The sequence below is a fragment of the Shinella sumterensis genome, assembly GCF_004514425.2.
GTDB lineage: Bacteria > Pseudomonadota > Alphaproteobacteria > Rhizobiales > Rhizobiaceae > Shinella > Shinella sumterensis.
Map to the genome: position 1 here is coordinate 56,326 of NZ_MYFN02000012.1, position 18,134 is coordinate 74,459.

General features: G+C 62.8%; 21 protein-coding genes. 2 read left to right on the top strand and 19 right to left on the bottom strand.

Annotated elements, in window-relative coordinates; all coding sequences use genetic code 11:
• Window positions 1-8: 8 nt before the first annotated feature.
• Entirely contained in the window at window positions 9-176 is a 168-nt protein-coding gene (locus tag B5M41_RS19835) for a hypothetical protein (protein ID WP_167719129.1), read from the bottom strand.
• Here B5M41_RS19835 and B5M41_RS19840 point away from each other — a divergent pair, their 5' ends adjacent.
• Complete coding sequence (locus tag B5M41_RS19840) at window positions 177-1,205, top strand: substrate-binding domain-containing protein (protein WP_134649713.1); 1,029 nt, start codon at window positions 177-179, stop codon at window positions 1,203-1,205.
• A gap of 35 nt (window positions 1,206-1,240) precedes the next feature.
• Here the strand turns inward: B5M41_RS19840 and folD are convergent, their stop codons facing one another.
• Window positions 1,241-2,140, bottom strand: coding sequence for a bifunctional methylenetetrahydrofolate dehydrogenase/methenyltetrahydrofolate cyclohydrolase FolD (folD, locus tag B5M41_RS19845; protein ID WP_134649712.1), 900 nt, complete (start codon window positions 2,138-2,140; stop codon window positions 1,241-1,243).
• Window positions 2,141-2,464: 324 nt separating this feature from the next.
• Here folD and B5M41_RS19850 point away from each other — a divergent pair, with 324 nt between their 5' ends.
• On the top strand, window positions 2,465-3,394 hold the full coding sequence (locus B5M41_RS19850) for a WecB/TagA/CpsF family glycosyltransferase (protein WP_230640236.1): 930 nt from the start codon (window positions 2,465-2,467) through the stop codon (window positions 3,392-3,394).
• 36 nt (window positions 3,395-3,430) lie between these two features.
• Here the strand turns inward: B5M41_RS19850 and B5M41_RS19855 are convergent, their stop codons facing one another.
• From B5M41_RS19855 to motC, 17 genes are all read right to left on the bottom strand, one after another.
• On the bottom strand, window positions 3,431-3,961 hold the full coding sequence (locus B5M41_RS19855) for a hypothetical protein (protein ID WP_134649711.1): 531 nt from the start codon (window positions 3,959-3,961) through the stop codon (window positions 3,431-3,433).
• Window positions 3,958-4,326 carry a hypothetical protein gene (locus B5M41_RS19860; RefSeq protein WP_134649710.1) on the bottom strand — a complete coding sequence of 123 codons (369 nt, stop codon included), beginning with the start codon at window positions 4,324-4,326 and terminating at the stop codon, window positions 3,958-3,960. The genes B5M41_RS19855 and B5M41_RS19860 overlap by 4 nt, the downstream gene beginning before the upstream one ends.
• Before the next feature lie 15 nt (window positions 4,327-4,341).
• On the bottom strand, window positions 4,342-4,893 hold the full coding sequence (locus tag B5M41_RS19865) for a rod-binding protein (protein WP_134649709.1): 552 nt from the start codon (window positions 4,891-4,893) through the stop codon (window positions 4,342-4,344).
• Between the two features lie 268 nt (window positions 4,894-5,161).
• On the bottom strand, window positions 5,162-5,563 hold the full coding sequence (locus B5M41_RS19870) for a hypothetical protein (protein ID WP_134649708.1): 402 nt from the start codon (window positions 5,561-5,563) through the stop codon (window positions 5,162-5,164).
• Window positions 5,560-6,312 (bottom strand): flagellar biosynthetic protein FliR, encoded by a 753-nt coding sequence (gene fliR / locus B5M41_RS19875; protein WP_134649707.1) that lies wholly within the window; start codon window positions 6,310-6,312, stop codon window positions 5,560-5,562. Before fliR ends, B5M41_RS19870 begins: the two co-directional genes overlap by 4 nt.
• Window positions 6,309-8,396, bottom strand: a complete 2,088-nt coding sequence (gene flhA / locus B5M41_RS19880) for a flagellar biosynthesis protein FlhA (protein WP_134649706.1) — start codon at window positions 8,394-8,396, stop codon at window positions 6,309-6,311. Before flhA ends, fliR begins: the two co-directional genes overlap by 4 nt.
• Window positions 8,397-8,536: 140 nt before the next feature.
• On the bottom strand, window positions 8,537-8,803 hold the full coding sequence (gene fliQ / locus B5M41_RS19885) for a flagellar biosynthesis protein FliQ (protein ID WP_134649705.1): 267 nt from the start codon (window positions 8,801-8,803) through the stop codon (window positions 8,537-8,539).
• Between the two features lie 9 nt (window positions 8,804-8,812).
• A complete protein-coding gene (gene flgD / locus B5M41_RS19890) occupies window positions 8,813-9,229 on the bottom strand; it encodes a flagellar hook assembly protein FlgD (protein ID WP_134649704.1) in 417 nt (138 codons plus the stop codon).
• Window positions 9,223-9,669 carry a flagellar biosynthesis repressor FlbT gene (gene flbT / locus B5M41_RS19895; protein ID WP_134649703.1) on the bottom strand — a complete coding sequence of 149 codons (447 nt, stop codon included), beginning with the start codon at window positions 9,667-9,669 and terminating at the stop codon, window positions 9,223-9,225. The genes flgD and flbT overlap by 7 nt, the downstream gene beginning before the upstream one ends.
• Window positions 9,666-10,013, bottom strand: coding sequence for a flagellar biosynthesis regulator FlaF (gene flaF, locus B5M41_RS19900; protein WP_134649702.1), 348 nt, complete (start codon window positions 10,011-10,013; stop codon window positions 9,666-9,668). The genes flbT and flaF overlap by 4 nt, the downstream gene beginning before the upstream one ends.
• Window positions 10,014-10,051: 38 nt before the next feature.
• Window positions 10,052-11,107: a flagellar hook-associated family protein gene (locus tag B5M41_RS19905; RefSeq protein WP_134649701.1), complete on the bottom strand. Its 1,056-nt coding sequence runs from the start codon at window positions 11,105-11,107 to the stop codon at window positions 10,052-10,054.
• A 3-nt stretch (window positions 11,108-11,110) separates the two neighbouring features.
• Window positions 11,111-12,556: a flagellar hook-associated protein FlgK gene (gene flgK / locus B5M41_RS19910; protein ID WP_134649700.1), complete on the bottom strand. Its 1,446-nt coding sequence runs from the start codon at window positions 12,554-12,556 to the stop codon at window positions 11,111-11,113.
• A gap of 45 nt (window positions 12,557-12,601) precedes the next feature.
• Entirely contained in the window at window positions 12,602-13,897 is a 1,296-nt protein-coding gene (locus B5M41_RS19915; RefSeq protein ID WP_134649699.1) for a flagellar hook protein FlgE, read from the bottom strand.
• Window positions 13,898-13,996: 99 nt separating this feature from the next.
• Entirely contained in the window at window positions 13,997-14,671 is a 675-nt protein-coding gene (gene rem, locus B5M41_RS19920) for a transcriptional activator Rem (RefSeq protein WP_134649698.1), read from the bottom strand.
• 281 nt (window positions 14,672-14,952) lie between these two features.
• Window positions 14,953-15,522 carry a transglycosylase SLT domain-containing protein gene (locus B5M41_RS19925; protein ID WP_370359658.1) on the bottom strand — a complete coding sequence of 190 codons (570 nt, stop codon included), beginning with the start codon at window positions 15,520-15,522 and terminating at the stop codon, window positions 14,953-14,955.
• Entirely contained in the window at window positions 15,455-16,810 is a 1,356-nt protein-coding gene (gene fliK / locus B5M41_RS19930; protein WP_134649696.1) for a flagellar hook-length control protein FliK, read from the bottom strand. The genes B5M41_RS19925 and fliK overlap by 68 nt, the downstream gene beginning before the upstream one ends.
• Window positions 16,807-18,132: a chemotaxis protein MotC gene (gene motC, locus B5M41_RS19935; protein ID WP_134649695.1), complete on the bottom strand. Its 1,326-nt coding sequence runs from the start codon at window positions 18,130-18,132 to the stop codon at window positions 16,807-16,809. Before motC ends, fliK begins: the two co-directional genes overlap by 4 nt.
• Window positions 18,133-18,134: the final 2 nt, after the last annotated feature.

An 18,134-nucleotide genomic window follows, 5' to 3' on the forward strand; every position in this document is an offset into this window, starting at 1 on the left:
CGCCCTCGTCAAGCCCCCCACAAGCTGCGTGAAGACAGCGCCGAGATGATGCAGCGCAGCGTCATTTTGCGCTGCAAAACGACCGAAACCGCTTTTTTCATGTGTTTTTCTGATGTTACATGCTGCGCGTCGCGCGGCATCCAAAGCGCTTCGAATAATTCTGGAAAGCCAAGCACGTGAACCTCAAGCAATTATCGCAATTGCTGGGCCTCTCCCAGACTACCGTCAGCCGGGCGCTGAACGGTTATCCCGAGGTCAATGCCGAAACGCGCCAGCGGGTGCTCGATGCGGTGCGGGAAACGGGATACCGCCCCAACCGCGCCGCCCAGCGCCTTGCCACAGGCCGCGCCGGCTCGATCGGCCTTGTCATGCCGACGGCCGACGGCATCGAATCCGACGTGCATTTCGGCGAATTCCTGGCGGGCCTCGGCGACGAAGCGGTCAGGCACGATTTCCATTTCGTCATCAACCCGAGCCACCCGGAAGACGAAGTCGCCACCTGCCGCAGGCTGGTGGCAAGCGGCAATGTGGATGCGCTGTTCCTGGCCTATATGCGGGAGAAGGATCCGCGCATCGCCATGATGAAGTCGCTGAAGACACCGTTCATCGTGCACGGGCGATCGATCGGCATACCGGATGACTATCCGTATCTGGATATCGACAATACGGGCGCGTTCTACGATGCCGCACGCCTGCTGACGCAACTCGGCCATCGACGCTTCGCGCTCATCAATGGCCCGGATTATCTGGCGTTTTCCGTCAGGCGTCGGAAAGGCGTCGCGCGGGCGCTCGCCGAGCTTGGGCTTAGCCTGCGCGAGGACTGCGTCACGCATGCGCAGATGACCGACGAACACGGTTTTCGCGCCATGCAGGCTTTCCTGCGGCTCGAGGCGCCGCCGACGGCGGTGCTCTGTTCCAGTACGGTTCTGGCGCTCGGCGCCGTCAGGGCGATCAACCAGGCCGGGCTGAAGATCGGCGCGGATATCTCCCTGATCGCCCATGACGACGTGCTGCCGATGCTGAAGCCGGAAAACTTCATGGTGCCGCTGACGACGACGCGCTCATCGCTGCGCGCCGCCGGCCAGCGCATCGCCCGCCGGCTGATCGCCCAGATCCTCCAGCTGGAGACGCTGCCCCAGCAGGAACTCTGGAAGGCCGATCTCATCGTGCGTGCCTCGACGGGCCCCGCGCCGCCCGAAAAATGAAAAAGGCGCCCGCGGGCGCCTGTCTTCCTGTCCAATCAGAATTTCGGCGGGGTCCGTCCGGCCTTGCGATAGGCCGCGATCACGGTGTTCGCCATGAGCATGGCGATGGTCATCGGGCCGACACCACCGGGCACCGGCGTGATGACCCCCGCCACCTTGGCGCATTCCTCGAACGCGACATCGCCGACCAGGCGCGACTTGCCCTCGCCCTTCTCGGGTGCGGCGACGCGATTGATGCCGACGTCGATGACGGTCGCACCGGGCTTCACCCAATCGGCCTTCACCATTTCCGGCCGGCCGACGGCGGCCACGAGGATATCGGCATTGCGGCAGACGGCGGCGAGGTCCCGGGTGCGGGAATGGGCCGTCGTGACCGTCGCATTGGCGGCCAGCAACAGCGCCGACATCGGCTTGCCGAAAAGATTGGAGCGGCCGATCACCACCGCGTTCAGCCCCGACAGGTCGTCACCGTGGACGCGCCGCACGAACACCATGGCGCCGGCGGGCGTGCAGGAAACGAGGCCGCCATCGAGATCGCCCGTTGCGACCTTGCCGGCATTGACGACGTGCAGGCCGTCGACATCCTTTTCCGGCCGGATCGACTGGATGATCGGATCGGAATTCAGGTGTTTGGGCAGCGGCAGCTGCACGAGGATGCCGTGGATGCTTTCATCCGCATTCAGCGTCTCGACGAGACGGGCAAGCTCTTCCTGCGTCGTTTCTTCCGGCAGCGTGTGCTGGATCGAATTGAAGCCGCACTCCTTGGCCATGCGGCTCTTGGAGGAGACGTAGGCATGGCTGGCCGGATCGTCACCGACGATGACGACGGCAAGGCCGGGCTTGACACCCGCGTCCGCCTGAAGGGAAGCGGTCGCGGACTTCACGGCGTCAATCACGGAAGCGGCAACCTGCTTCCCATCGATAATGGTTGTCACGTTTCTCTCCCTGCAATGATGCGCGCACCCTAACGGCGCGCCGGCATCGCGCGATGGCCTTTTAACGCCCTATGCTGTCGAAAACACATAAATTCAAGCGCCGAGATCGCGAAAGAAGGACATGTCGCGCCGGGTGGATGCATTTTTTCGTCACACAGAATGGCACACGCCGTCCGTCATTCTGGTCGTCAGACCGGATTGGCGGCAGCGAACGTGGAATAAATCATTGTTTTTCAAAGAATTAGAGAAAGGTTTATAGCATGTGAAAACGCGAACCGGCCTTTTCACGAATTCCTTAAACGGCCTTTCAGGCAGAGTTGCTACATGACGACGATCAATGCGAGCCCCGAGACAAGCATGACGCCCGACCGTATCCGTTCCGCTGACCGCCAGAGCCCGGGGAGCCGCAAGGCATCTGTCGCGCGCGTATCCCGGCAAGGCCGCATCCGCGGCGGCAACCCTCTTCCCACCGCCATCGCTCCGGCACGGCGCGATATCCTTGGCCTCGACATCTGCGACCTCGGATGGGCCGACGCGCTGGCTTTCGCCGGGGAACGGGCCACGATGCCGTTCGGACAAAGCATCATCGTCTTCGCCAATGCCGACAGTGCCAATCGGATGATGCGCGATCCCGATTATCGCGCGGCGCTCTCGCGCCAGACCGTGCTGCCGGAGGACCGGGGGATCGACCTCGCCGCCCGGCTGCTGCATGGCCAGCGCTTTCGCGCGCGGCTGGCCGGCACGGATTTCGTACCGGCCTTGCTCACCTATATCGCAAAGCCGATGCGTATCGCGCTGGTGGGCGGGCATGCCGCTACCCTGAAAAAGGCGGCCGAGGCGCTCAGCCGTCATGCGCCGTGGCACAGCATCCTGCCGATCGCCGACGATGCCTTCGATCGCGGGCAATCGGACGCGATCATGGAGCGTGTAGGCGCCGTCAATGCCGATATCCTGCTGGTCTCGATGGACAGCCCGGCCCAGGAAAAATGGATCGACCGGCACGTCGGCCCGGGTCATGCAAGACTGGTTCTGGGTGTCGAGCGCCTGTTCGAAACGCTGTCGGGCGAAGCACGGCACGCGTCGCCACGCAGGTTCGGGCTCGGTTGGCTCTCCCTCCCGGCGTGGAGCGCGTCCCGCAGGCGGGATACGGGAACCGTTGGGCCGCTCTTCCTCTACCACGTGCTGCGCTACAAGTTCTCCGGTACGAAGGCCGAGAGCAAAAGGCCGGAAATGGCAAAGGCCGGCTCGCTCTGAGCGGCCGGCCCCGTAACTGCACTTTCGAGGGTCGGTTCAGTGGCCGCCACTCTTTTCCGCCGGCTCGGCGGCGGGGACCTCGCCCTTGACCAGGGTCTTGCCACCCTTGGGCGTCGGGTCCTCCACTGCGGCGGTCGTCAGATAATCGATCTGCTCGACATAGACCTCCTGAATGACGTCGGCGCCGAAGCGGCGGTTGAGCCCCTCCTTGACGACCCCGCGGAAGGCATCGAGATCAAAATGCCCGGCATCGGCCACATCGATCATCTTCTTGCCGACGAGCAGCGTGTAGAGTTCATCCGTGATCATGTCCGGCAGCGGCACGACCTGCTTGGCCGCCAGGTCCTTGTTCGCCTTGTAGGCGAGCTTGGTCAGGAGATAGCCGCTGACGCCGGCCTCGCCGATGACCGGAATGGTGGTCGTGTATCCGGTGACGAATTCCATCGCCGCTTCGTGTTCCGCGGCGGCGGTGTCGACCTTCGGGGCCGACGCCATCTTCAGCGAGAAATAGACCGAGGCGAGCGTGACGAGAAGCACCCAGACGCCTGTGCCGACGAGCTTGATCATGTACCGTAACCCAGGCGGAACTGTTCCTGCGAATAGGTGCCGTCGGCCTCCAGATCCTGCACGGCGTTCTTCAGGATGCTGACGACCTCACGCACGGCCTCGAGATGGGCCGAGACGCGCTGCGCATTGGTGGCGAGCTTTTCGCGCACGCGGCCGAGTTCGCGCGAGAAGGTCTGCGGCACCTCGTCGGGCCGCACGTCACGCGACAGCATGGCCAGCTCATAGAGGCAACGGCTCTTGTGCGCATTCGAGGTCGACAGGTCGAAATGGGGATCCGTACCGATATTGTCATTCTCGTTGTCGATGATCGTCTCGAGCCTGCCGAGAACGGTGCGGATACGCAGTTCGTTGTTCGCCTGTTCCATTGTGTTGCTCTCCGCTTATGCTTTCTTGTCGTCTTCCTTGATGCCGGGCGTCAGGTCAGCAAAGGCCTGACGCTGCATGGACTGAACCATGCTTGCGGCGATCCGGTCGGTATCGTTCGTGTCCCTGGGATGCGAGGTGACCCCGCTCTTGCGGGCCAGGCTTTCGGCCAGCCCGATGCCGCCGCCCTTGGCGAGCGCTTCGCCGAGCTGGTCGGCCATCATGCCGCGCCACATCTCGCCGGCCGTGCCCTTGCCGTAAATCTCTTCGCTCTCTTCGGGCATCATCGACTTCACGAAGTTCTGCAGCACCATCGTCTCGAACTTGCGCAGATGCTCGGGAACGGCTTTGCCGCCCACGGCCTCGACACCCTTCGCCGCCTGGCTTGCAACCGAATCACGGTTGAGAATGCCGACGGCGGCCTGGAAACCGGCGCCGGCCTCGGCAAGGCTCGTCGCCTCGAAAGCGGCGCGGTTGGACTTCAGCTTGGCCTGCGCTTCCTGGACCTGCGTCGGATCGGCCGCGCGCACGACATCGAGCACCAGATCACTGGGGGGTGAAATTGCCACGTCTCAGAACCTTTCGGGTGATCCTCAACTGCCGATCCCGTCCTCATGGCGGTCCACCGGCTCTTGACCATTCCGGACAGGTGCGCGCGCCGCATCACGGCGGCATCGGCGAACCTCTTCATCGTCCTGATGCGACTATCGCTGCTCAACCTTACGGGAGGCTGGTGCCGGATGACGAAGTCGTGACGTTGCCGTCCACACCCTCCAAGTTCGCACAAGCTTGATCAGACGGCGTTAAATCACGTCTTTTTACAGGCACTTATGGCTTTCAGCCCGGCTCGCCCTTATAGGCGAGGTGCTGGTCGATGAGATCGTAGATCGAATCGTCGGCCGCCACGCGCTCCTCGTCGTCGCGCGCCTCCTTCATGCGGTCTTCCATGCGGTCGCCCTTGGTGCGTTCGCGCACCACCCGCATTTCATGCATCTGCTGCACGTTCGACAGCATCTGGTCCTGCTGCTGGAGCTTGTTGTAGTGGCCGGAATAGTGGCGCGAGAAGGTGCGGTGCACCGGATTGAGCGAATTGATCGCATCGACCACGGCATCCATCGTTTCGGCGATCTCGCGGCGCTGGCTGGTCGTGGTGGCCAGGTCGATCTCCGCCATCTTCTCCAGATGGCGCTGCACGGTCACCAGACGCTTGAGCTTGTCGGAACGGTTCTGCGCCATCATCCCCCCTGGAAGACCGGCATGAAGCCGGCCACGAAGATCTGAAGGAGCGAGGAGACGCCGAAATAGAGCAGCAGCATGCCGCCGATGATGAGATAGGGCAGCGAGATGAAGTAGATCGGGATCTGCGGCGCCAGCTTGTTGATGAGACCGATCGAGACGTTGAAGACCAGGCCATAGAGAATGAAGGGGCTGGCGAGCCGCAGCATGATCATGAAGGTCTGGGACAGCGTGTCGGTGAGCGTGATCAGCGCGCTCTGCGGATTGAAGCCTGCGCCGAGCGGCATGACGGTGTAGGAATCGACCAGCGCCCGCACCACGACGTGATGGAAATCCAGAAGGAAGAGGATGAGCAGGCCCGCGAAGGAAAGCAGGTTGGTCAGCTGGTTTTCGGCTGCGTCTTCCAGCACATCCTGCGTCGGCGGCGCATTGAAGCCCATCATCATCGTCAGCACCGTGCCGGCGAACTGGAGGCCGAGCACATAGTACCGGGCGATCAGGCCGATTACCACGCCCGTCAGCGTCTCGAAAACGATGAGTTTCAGATAGGCGTCGACCGAGCCGGAAGCGCGCGGGTAGATCGTGTCCCACATGATGGGCAGGATCGCCATGGAAACGGCCACGGCGATGAAGAGGCGGATCTGCATGGAGATGCGCGCCGAGGAGAAGCCCGGCAGCAGCATGAAACACCCGCCGACACGGCAGAAGGCAGCGAACAGCGCCAGCACCGTGCCCTGCGGGTCCGTGATCATGAAATGGAGCCGAGAATCTTGATCTCGATGCCCTTGGCAAGCTCGACATGCGAGAGAACCGGCAATGTGGCGAAGAGGCGCTCGATGATCATGCGCACATAAGAGCGGGATTCGGGCGACGTGACCAGTACAAAGGGCGTGCCGCGGTCAAGAAACTCGCGGATAACCCGGGTGGCCTGCTCGGAAAACTCCTCGAGCTGGCGCGGGTCGATGTCGAATTCGACGATTTCGCCCTTCGTGTCCCGCTTGAGCGCCTGGTGGAAGACCATGTCCCACTTGTTGCCGAGGCGCAGCACCGGCAGAACGCCGTTCTCGGCGAGGTCGCCGCAGATCTGCTGCGACATGCGGATGCGCACATGCTCGACGATCTGCTCGGTCTTGCGGACATGCGGGGCAAGTTCCGCCACGGCTTCCAGGATGAGATGCAGGTTGCGGATGGAAACGCGCTCGGCCAGGAGCAGCTTCAGCACGGCCTGAAGGCCGGAATAGGACATGTGCGAGGAGCAGATCTCGTCGGCGAGCTTGCGGTATTCCGGGTCGAGCCGCTCGATCAGCACCTTCACGTCCTTGTAGGAGAGAAGCTGCGGCAGGTTGTTTCTGATGACTTCCGACAGGTGCGTGAGAACGACCGAAACGTTATCGATGGGGTGGAAGCCCTCGCGGCGCAGGTCATCGGCAAAGGTTTCGAGGATCGAGACGGCCGGCATGCCGAATGCGGGTTCGCGGATATCGTCGCCCGGCACGCTCGGCTTGCGGCCACCGCCGGTGACGACCAGCACTTCGCCGACGCGCACGATGTTGGAGGCGATCGTCGTGCCGTGAATGCGGATCTGGTAGGACTTGTCGGGGATGGCGATGTCGTCCGAGACCTTGATCTCGGGCACCACGAAGCCGTACTGGGCGGCGAACTTCTTGCGCATCTTGCCCACGCGGAACGCCAGCTCCTGATGCGCGCCGAGAAGCCGCGTGGAAACCTGCTTGCCGAGAAGCAGTTCGATTTCGGCTGTCTTCAGGACGGACTTGACCGAATCCTTCTCCTGGTCGCGCGTCGCCTGGACCTGCTGGGCCTCGGCCTCGCGCTTGACCCGGTTCTCCTCCTCGATGCGGCGCGGGATGATCCAGCTGCCGAAGGCCATGACGCCGCCGAGCGCCATGAACGGCAGGAAGGGCAGACCGGGAATGATCGCGAGCAGGAACATGAGCGCGGCAGCGACGAGCAGCGCGCGCGGATAACCGGACAGCTGGTTGATGACCGCCTGGTCCGTGGACCCCGCGGTGCCGCCGCGCGACACGATGAGGCCGGCTGCGAGCGAGACGATCAGGGCGGGGATCTGCGAGACGAGACCGTCGCCGACGGAAAGCTTCACGAAAACGTCGGCGGCTTCGGAAAGCTCCATGCCGTGGCGGAAGTAGCCGATGATGATGCCGCCGAAGACGTTGATGGCCGTAATGAGGAGGCCGGCGATGGCATCGCCGCGCACGAATTTCGAGGCACCGTCCATCGAACCGAAGAAGGAGCTTTCCTCCTCCAGTTCGCGGCGTCGCAGCTGCGCCTGCTTCTCGTCGATCAGGCCCGCCGAAAGGTCGGCGTCGATCGACATCTGCTTGCCGGGAATGGCATCGAGGGTGAAGCGGGCGCCGACTTCTGCGATACGCGTCGCACCCTTGGTGATGACGATGAAGTTCACCACGATCAGGATCATGAAGACGATCAGACCGATGACGAAATCGCCGGACATGACGAGGCTGGCAAAGCCGGCGATCACACCGCCGGCGGCATCGTGGCCTTCGTTGCCGTGCGAAAGAATGACGCGCGTCGTGGCGATATTGAGCGCCAGGCGAATCATCGTCGCGATCAGCAGGACCGTCGGGAAGGACGAGAAATCGAGCGGGCGCTGGATCCACAGCGCGACCATGAGGATGAGCACGGAAAAGGCGATGGAAAACGCCAGGCCCATGTCGATCATGAAGACGGGGATGGGCAGGAAGAGGATCGACAGAATCGTCAGGATGCCGACGGCGAATGCGATATCGCGGCCGCTCGGGCTGACCTTCGGAATGCTGATTGCCGGTACTTGCGCCATCTGAAAGATTCCCGTCTCGTCATGAGAGGCTGCGCCGCGTCACACGCGTCGCCCATTTTCGCCGTCAGACGTACAGGGCGAAGCTTGCGCGAGGGTGGCAGGAGGCGGGAAAGCGCGGAACGGCTCGGGGCGGAGCCGCGCTAGAACCCGGTCTGGATCCGGGAAAAGACGAGATCGGTGAAGATGGAAATCTGGGCGCCGATGAAGGGCGCCGAAATGGCGAGCGTGACCATGATCGCCAGGATCTTGGGGACGAAGGTCAGGGTCATTTCCTGCACCTGCGTCAGCGCCTGAATGAAGGCAATGACGACGCCCACGAGCATGGCGGCAAGAACGGCCGGGCCGGACGCCACGATGACGGTCCAGATGGCTGACTGCGCGATATCGAGGGCGTCTGCCTCATTCACGGATGGGGTTCACTTTACGGTTACGCCGGGGCCGATGACCATCTTCTCGCCCGAATCAAGCGTCGCGACGATGCCGTCGTTATATAGCGTGACTTCCTTGACGACGCCAGAAATCTTGCCGTCATTGCTCGAGACCGTGCGCCCGATCACGGAGTTGGCCTCCTGCAGGGACGTGCGCTGCAGCATGCTCTCCAGGTTCTTGTTCGTCTTGATGGTCTGCTCGACCTGCGAGAAGGTCGCAAGCTGGGCCATCTGCTGGGTCGCGTCCATCGGCTCGGTCGGATCCTGGTTCTTCATCTGCGCCACGAGCAGCTTCAGGAAGCTCTCGTAGTTCAGCGTCGCCGTCTTGGTGTCCTTCGCCGATTCAGCGCCGGTCACCGTCGGCATGTAGCCGGACGACGTGTTGTTGTTGACAGCATCTACCATGGTGCGATCTCCCTGCGGATCTGCTCGATCGTGGCCGGCGTCATTTCCTGGTTGTTCAGGATGCGATCCTCGATCGGGTAAAGCCCGCGGATCGCCTTGAGGGCCTCGAAGGCGCGCCCCTGTGTGACGAGCGCATCCACCCGCTTCAGCTCGGCCAGCACTTCCTCGTTCTTGAAGCACGACAGAAGCATGATCACCGACTTGCGGAACATGGCGATCGACTGCTCGGCGCCTTCCGGATTGATCAGCGACATCTGCGCGATGAAATAGAGCTGACGGAGCGGCGTGGTCGCCTGTTCCGGCTGCAGGACGTGGTTTTCCAGAAGGAAGGTCACATCGTTGAGAAACTCGATCGCCACCTTGCGATCGACCCTCAGAACCGCGCCATTGACGAAAATGCGCTCACCCGACTTGAGCGATATACGCAGCGTACTTTTCATTTGAGGCCATCCTTGATGATGGTGGTAATGTCGATAATGCCCTGGAAGTTCTCGGACTCGCGTTTGCGGATCTTTTCGATTTCCTTGAGAATCCAGATGGCTATGGAAATGAGGTTGGCCCTGAGCTCGTCTTCCAGCTCGTTTTCCGGGTTGCCGAGATCCTCGATGAAGCGGATCCAGACGCGCCGGGTGAAATAGACGGCTTCCACCGCCTCCTTGCCGTAGGAACCGGCGGCCACTGCGGCTTTCAGAAGCGCAATCGACCGCTCGAGCACCTGCCGTTCCCGATCCTTCGAGACGGCAACGCCCTCTTCCATGATCTCGGCATATGAAAACTGGTACATTCAGACATCCTTCATGTGTGTCCGTACCCTCTGGTTCATCAGAGGTAGTTCAGCAGACTGAGATTCTGGATTCTCGAAGTCAGCGTGTATGCAAGGGAAAGCTGCGACTCGAGCGTCGTGACGCGTGTCGCGGCCTCGTACGTGTCGATGCCCTCCATGTCCTTGATGCTTGTGGTCAGGATGGTGATCTGCGCGTCGAGCGAAGTATTGGCCTGGGTGACGCGCGACTGGGAGATGCCGAGCTTGGAGCGCTCTCCATCCACGCCGGAGATCGCGCGGCCCATGTAATCGATGGCGGAATCGCTGACGACCTTGCGCGAGGCTTCGCTAAGGCCAATCGACAACAGCTCCTGACCGACGACCAGTCCGAGCGCCAGGTACCGCATGCCCGAGGCATTGACGTTGGTCGAGCTCTGGACGGTCTCTGCCGCGCTGATACGGCTCTGCATGTTCTCGTCGGACGCGTTCGACCAGTCGGTCTGCCAGTCCGGCCCCATGAAGGTCGTTTCGAGATCGGCGATGAAGGCCTGCATGTCGGCCGGCGCAATCGTGGAAACGCCGGGGTCGGTCTGCGTGAAGCCGAAATGCGCGAGGAAGGCCTGATCGAACGCGACCTTCGCATCGCTCGGCGGCGTCTCCTGGAGATAGTTCTTGAGCGGCATGACGTCGGAATTGATGCCGGCAAACAGATATTCGCCGCTGAACGAGGTGTTGGCCGCCGCCGTGAAGGTGGACAGCGCGTTGCCCATGTTCTGCTGTGCCAGTTCCAGCTGATCGGAGGAGGTCATGCCGGACAGCGCGATGAGCACTTCCATCGCGTCGTTGGCGGCCGACGACATCAGACCAAGCGCCTCCTGCGAGGCGGCGAGGCGCTGGGTGGTCAGCGCATTGGTGCTCTTCAGCGATTCCATGCGCTGGAGGTCGCGGTGCAGGTCGAGGGTGCGCGAGGTCTTGGCGCCGAGAACCGCGCCGACATCCGCGTGACGGCCGGTGACCGTCTCTTCCTGCAGCTGCACCATTTCCTTCTGCGCGCTTGCGACGGTGATGCGCATCGCATTCTGCAGGGAAACGTTGGAAACGAAAGAAGCCTTCATACCTTAGCCCGCCGCTTGGAGAAGAGCGGTGATCATTTCATCGACCGCCGCGACCAGTTTCGCCGATGCCTTGTAGGACTGCTCCAGATCGAGGAGCAGCGCGAGTTCCTCGTCAAGGCTGACGGATGTCACGCTCTGCAAGGCCTCCTGCGTGCGTGCCAGTAGCGCGTTCTTGTCGTCGGCCGCCGTCGTCGCCGCGCTGCGCAGCTGCTCCAGCCAGCCGACCGAACCGCTCGAGAAAGCCAGCAGCGAGGTGTTCGTATCGATGGCTGCGGCCGGATCGAACGTGACCGGTGTCTCGAATGCCGCCGCATAATTGTTCAGCAGCACCGAGAAGCTGGCATTGTTGTCGATGTTGAAGGTCTCGTTGATGCCGTCGCGCAGCAGCTTGGCATTGCCGCCCTGATTGGTGATGACGGCAGGATTGACCTTGATGATGGTCGACAGGCCGGGCACCACCGTGTCGACGGTGAGATCGTCACCGACGGCCACGCCGTTGCGGATGAACAGGCCGTCCATCGCGCCGCCGACCGTGTTCTCGGAGAACATGTTGATCAGGCTGCGGGCGGTTTCGTCGAGCTGGGCCTGGAAGGTCGGCGCGGCATGGTCGCGGATCTGCAGCAGGCCGGCGATCGTGCCGCGCGCGCTGGTGTTGCCGGCCGCGCCCATCTGCACCGGCACACCGTCGATCAGGACCTGGTTGCCCGCCACGGTGGCGGTATAGGTGGTCGTCGGAACGAAGCTGACGGCGCGCGCCTCGGTCTCGAACAGAACCGTTCCGTCGCTGGTGTAGAGCGCCAGATCGTTGTTTGTGCGGTTGACCGTGGTGACCCCGACGAGACCGGAAATCTGGGTCAGCAGCTTGTCGCGCTGGTCGAGCGCATCGTTGACGTCCGTGCCGGCCGCCGTGCCCTGCCGGACCTGGTCGTTGTAAGTCTTGAATTCCTTGAGAAGGCGGTTGAGCTCCTTGACCGCGGTGTCGATGTCGGCGTCAGCCTCCGACCGCAGTTTCTGGAGCGCTTCGGATGTGCTGTTCAGCGACGTTGCGACGTCGATGGCATCCGCCACCACCGTTTCGGCAAGCGAGACTTCGTTCGGCTTGTCGGCGAAGGTCTGGAGATTGTCACGCAGCTTGGCGAGATAGGTGGAGGGGGCGAGCTCGTAGTCCTCGCCGCCCAGCATCATCTTCATGCGCGAGAGGCCGGCCAGAACGGCATCCTGGGCCGAAGCCTTCGAAATGCTGAGCAGGTTCTGCTTCAGCAGCGCTTCGTTCTGCGCGCGCTGCGTTTCGACGACGGTGGCACCGGAGCTCGCCGTGGCGAGGACCGCCGCACGACGTGCATAGGCCGGGTCGCTTGCATTGGCAATGTTCTTCGAAACGACGGCCGATTGCAGGCCTACGTTGGAAAAACTTGACTGAGCAGTCTTCATAGCTGCTGTAAGCGACATCAGTTCTACCTAACTTTCGAGTGCACGCCGAACCGTCATGCGACCTTATCTCTTGAGGTTGACGAGGACTTCCATGAGTTCGGAACCGGTCTGGAAGACCTTCGAATTGGCCGTGTAGTTGCGCTGCGATTCGATCATGCTCGTCAGCTCTTCGGCGATGTCGACATTCGAATCCTCCAGCGCGCCGGACAGGATCGTTCCGAAGCCGCCGTTGCCGGCATAGCCCATGACGATGACACCCGAATCGTTGCTCTGGGAGTAGACGTTGCCGGCGAGCGGCTTGAGGTTGTCGGGGCTCTGAACGTTCGCCATGGCGATGCGATACTTCGGGGCGAGGTCGCCGTTTTCGTACTTGAGATAGACGATACCATCGTCGCTGATCTCGTAGCCTGAAACACCACTCGGGCCGATGCCGTCGATATCGCCCTTGGCGGCGAAGGCCGACGCAAGCTGTGTGCTGCCGCCCGTCGCGCCACCGATCGAAACCGTGAGCGATTTCAAAACAGCGCCGTCGATCGGAAGTTCGTCCAGAACGAGGTCTGCGGGGCTTGCCGGCGTTTCGAGCTTGCCGTCCGCGTCGAAAGTCAGGGTCTGGGGTGTGGCGTCGTCGACGCTGGCGACGATGGACGGCGGTGTCGCACCGCTCATCATGTCGTAGATGTCGCCCGTCTCGGGATCGGTATAGGTGACCGTGACTTCCCATTCGCTGGTCGGCGGCGGGCCTGCGGTCGTGCTGACTTTCGTGTAGTTGAAGTCGAGCTTGCGCGTGTTGCCAAGGCTGTCATAGGCGACGAGCGACGTCGCCTTCTTGTAGCCATCAGCCTCGTTCGACGGCAGGTTGACATGCAGGTAGCCCTTTTCGGACGCCTTCACGTTCAGCTCGCCGGATGCGAGGTTGATCTTCTCAAGGCCTGCAAAGCCGTTGATGACAACGGTCGGGTCTTCCGTCGACGAATAGGGATACCCCATCAGCGTGAAGCCGGCGGAGTTCTTCAGCGTGCCGTCGCTCATCGGGGTGAAGGCGCCAGCGCGCGTCAGATACTCCACACCATCGGAACCCTGGACAATGAAGAAGCCCCGGCCGTTGATGGCAAGGTCGGTCGCCGAGGTCGTGTAGGTGAAGGTGCCCTGCGCGGAGATGGAGTAACGGACGTCGGTGGTGACACCGCCCGAATTGTACGCGCCGCCGGTCGTGGGAAGAATGAGCGAAGAGAACTGCGTCGCGGCCTTCTTGTAGCCGGTCGTGTTCGCGTTCGCGATGTTATCGGCAACCGTGCTCAGGCGGTTCGCCTGAGCGTTCATGCCGGAAACACCCGTTCTCATCGTGCCGTAAAGACTCATGTCAAATCCCCGTTCGTCTCGTCTTAGCGACCCTATGGGACGGGCCTTGCGTGAAGCTGGCTGCCGGGGTCCGCCTGCCCCGCCCGCCGGCGGTGATTTTTAGCCCTGCCAGTCGATGCAGTAGCCAAGGAAGCGCTTGGAATCGATCGGGTCGAAACCGAGCTTCTTGCGCAGTTTCTTGCGCAGCTTGCTGATGTGGCTTTCGACGACGTTCTCTTCGACGTCCTCATCGAAGATGCCGTAGATCGCGTTGAAGATCTGCGACTTCGAAAGGCGTCGGCCGCGGTTGGCGACCAGGTATTCGAGGATGCGGCGCTCGCGGCGCGGCAGGGCGAAGACGTCGCCGGAAATTTCCGGGTCGCGGCCATCCGAGAAGACCCGGATCGGGCCGATGTCGGTGTGGTTGGCGAGCGCCTTCAGGCGGCGGCGGATGGCCGCCGCACGGGCCAGGATCTCGCGGGGGTGAACCGGCTTGCGCACGACATCGTCGACACCGCTGTCGAAGAAGGCAAGCGTGGTTTCCAGGGACGGCGTGTCGCTGACCGCGATCACCGGCGCCTGCGAACGATCACGGATCGCCCGCGGCAGCTCCATGGAGAGCTGGCACTGGCCAATCAGGAACGCTTCGACCGCGTCGATATCGGAATCGGCGGCCGTGTTGACCCACTCGCCGAATTCACGGGGATCGAACCCCGTCGAGGGCACGCCCTCGCGACCAAAAAGAGAAGTATAGCCGTCTTTAACGAGCTCGCGCTCATCAACCACTACGATCATTCGTCCGCCTCCGAATCAGTGTGGTGCTTCGTTAAGGCAGTGGTACGAATCGGGCGAATCAGCAGCAACTAGAGAAAGTGAGTGGGTGGAATTAACAGTTGATTAACCAATGCGTGCCGATTTGCTCTAGATGTAGTGGCTATTAGGCCCTTTTACCACTACTTTCTCGTGGAAAAGTTAACAAAGGTTAACGCGCAACCTTGCCCCGCCCAAAACGCGGCACATTCCCGCCACATTCTGGCACACATTGCGCCGTGGCGAATATTCAACTTTTAGTCGAATTATTGGCAGAACTGTTTCGCGTTCCGCGTCCAGCTTCCATAGCCCGTTGCAACCAGGTTTGCGATCACCCGGCAGACATAGCGCTTCTGCGCCGGGTCGTTGTTGGGACCGGCGTGATAGCGTGCAACGGCCATCGTCCACGTCTCATGGCGGGCATGCAGCCGCGCGAGGAATGCGGCTGCATATTCGACGTTCTTGCGCGGATCGAACATCTCCGCCGGCGAGGTGAAGTGCTCGCCGTGGAAATGGTGGTTGATCTGCATGCAGCCGAGATCGATCAGCTTTGCGCCGCGCCCGCGGGCAGCCTGAAAAACCTCGAGCGCCTCCTCCCGGCTGCGGCCGAAATAGGCCTTGCCTTCGATGTTGAGGGCGAAAGGCTGAAGCGATCCCTTCCGGCCGGTCTCCGTCAACCCGACCGAATAGAGGATGCCGGCCGGAATGTCGTATTTGGCGGCCGCGGCCAGGATCTCCCGCTCGCAGCTGCCGACGGCAGCCTGTGCGTCAGAGATAGACGCCGCCAGGCCGATGAGACTGGCCGCCAGAAAGGCCAGCCGCGTTGTCCGTCGTATTGTCCTCACGGGAGCCTCCCTGCCCTGCAAACGAGCCCGAACCTTCACCACCGCTCCGGCGGCCATCGTCGCGCGCCTGCGGCTGGTTGGAGAATTGCTGCTGCTGATCGCCGCCGCCCTGCGCATTGGCGCTGCGGTCGACAGGCGAAAGCTGCACGCTCACCTGATCCACCGCAAAGCCCTGTCCGCGCAATGCGCGCACGATGGCGTCCTGGTCGTCGTTGAGTTGGCGATAGGCCTCGCCCGTCTCCACCTGCAGAGACACGATCAGCGCATCGCCATGCAGGCGCAGCGTCGCCGTCACGAGGCCAAGCTCGATCGGGTTCATCTGGATCTTCAGCGTATTGACGACCTTGCCCGTGGCGGCCTGCTCGTGGCCGATGCCGCTCGTCGCGCTCAGCGAGCTCGCCCATTCGGGGTCCTGCGTGATCGCCGTCGTCACGGCGGCCGCATTGCTGGTCTGCGCCAGGCCGATATAGCGGCGCGCCTCGACCACGGTGACGGCCTCACCCTTCGGCCCGGTCGGATTGGCGTCGCGCAGCGTCGCGCGGTCACCCGAGCCGGAAAGGCTCAAATCGAGGTCGCGCCCCTTGCCATCGGCGCGCATGATCCGGAAAAGCTTGTCCGTTTCGGACTGCGGCAGCTCGCCACCATCGGTGTCGGCGAGGGCCGAAGCGTCGCCCTTTGCAGTGCCATCGGCGGAAGCCACGACCTTGCCGCCGGATTTCACGCCCGGTTCGCCCCGTCCCTCATGGGCCGGGCCGGAAATGGATTTCGCGGCACCCGCCAAGGCGGCCTGCGGCATCGCGTTTTGCGCGCCGAGCAGTTCGAGCAGATTGCCGACATCTGTCTTTTCGGCGCCTTCGGCCTTTGCCTCGGGACGCTCTTCATCCTCGACCGGCACGGTTTTCCCGTCGCCTTCGGTGGTCCGCACCTTGCGGCCGGACGCGGCAGCACCCAGAAGGGCTGCGACCTTCTCCTCGAAGGACACCTCTTCCTGCGCCTCGTCCTGCGGTTTGCCGTGCGTTTTGGCGGGCACCGTCATATCGTGGCGGCCCACCTTCACACGGGGATCGGCAGCCTCGTCGTCGCCCTGCTCGCCCTTGCCGGAGATCGATATCCGAGCGCCCTTCTGAGCGCCCTGGCCCTCGCGCCCGTGAAGGCTGGCGATCGCGTGGGAAAAGCCATTTTCCTCCGCGCCGCCGGCGCCGTTGCCATCGCCCGCCTTGCCCTTGCCGGGAACAGGCCCCGAAACGATGCCCAACACACCGCTACCGATCGTGCTCATGTGCCTTCTCCCTCCAGCAGCTTGTCGATCTCGTCCAGCTTCGACCGGCCGCCCGATACGAAACTGTCGAAGGCGGGATCGACGCTCGCCCGCTCTTTCTGGTCTTTTGCGTCTTTCTGCGGCTCACCCGCGGCGCTGTCGGCCACGGTCGCGTCGTCCGTCGGCGTCTCGCTCGGCCGCGCGGCCGTCTCCGCCGCGTCAAGGCTGTCATAGGACGCGTCTTCGCCCTCCGGCACCGTCGTGACGAGAGGCTCGACCTTCTGAGCGGACGCGACCGGCGCGCGCAGGACCTCTTCGGCGACGGCGCGCGCGGCCTCCTTCAAGGCGCGGTCCTTTGCGGAAAGCTTGTCATCCGGAATGGCGACGATCGTCTCCATGGCGGAGGCGACATCGCCCGAGGGCACCGACGCCAGGCCCGAATAGAGATCCGCCAGCACCTTCGGCACGCTCTCGCCGTCTCCCGACAGGATCTGGGCGCGTTCGGCCGCCAGCGACGCGAGCTTGTTCTGGCCGGAGATCGCGGCAAGCCGCGCCATGCGCAGATACACTTCCCGCTGGCGCGGCACGTCCATGAAGGACAGGACCTCGAGAATATCCTTCTCGTCGAGCTTGCCGAAATGATCGACCGCCAGCGTTACGAACAGATCGGCGAACTGGCTGGCATAGGGCGAGCGCAGGTATCGACGGGCATAGCGGTTGGCATAGGCCATGCTGCGGTCGACCCAGCCGGCCTGGCTGGCGATATAGATGGAGCGGCGCAGCGCCGCTTCCTCGACGATGGTGCCCGGCGCGACGAGACGCGCCCAGTCGAAATAGCTCAGCGCCAGCGCCGGGTCCTTGCGCAGCACGGAGTTGGCCGAAATGAGCGCCAGATAGGGACCCACCCTGGAACGCTTGTATTCCGGGAAGATTTCGGCCAGCGACTTCACGCTCTGGCTGCCGGTTCCGCTGAGATAGTTGCGCAGCGCGTCGGTGAGACGGGAATCGAAGTGGCCGTCGACGTCCTTCCTGATCAGGAATTCCAGCGTATCGGGATTGCCGCCGCTCATGGCATAGACCAGCGCGGCATCGACATTGCGGGGATCGTCGAAAATCGAGGATTCCGCCGTGCGAAGCCGCTCGTCGATGGTCGTCAGCAGGAAGCGCTGCATCTCCATGGCCGAGTGGTCGCCGAGCACCACCGTATCCTGCACGAACTGCAGCGACCGGATCATCTTGTAGGGCGCCAGGTCGTCAGGGCTCTGGGCGCGCGCGGGCATGGCGGCTGAAAGGCCAGCCGCCAGAACCGTTCCCACCAGAAGGAGGCGCGCGAATGGCTTCATCG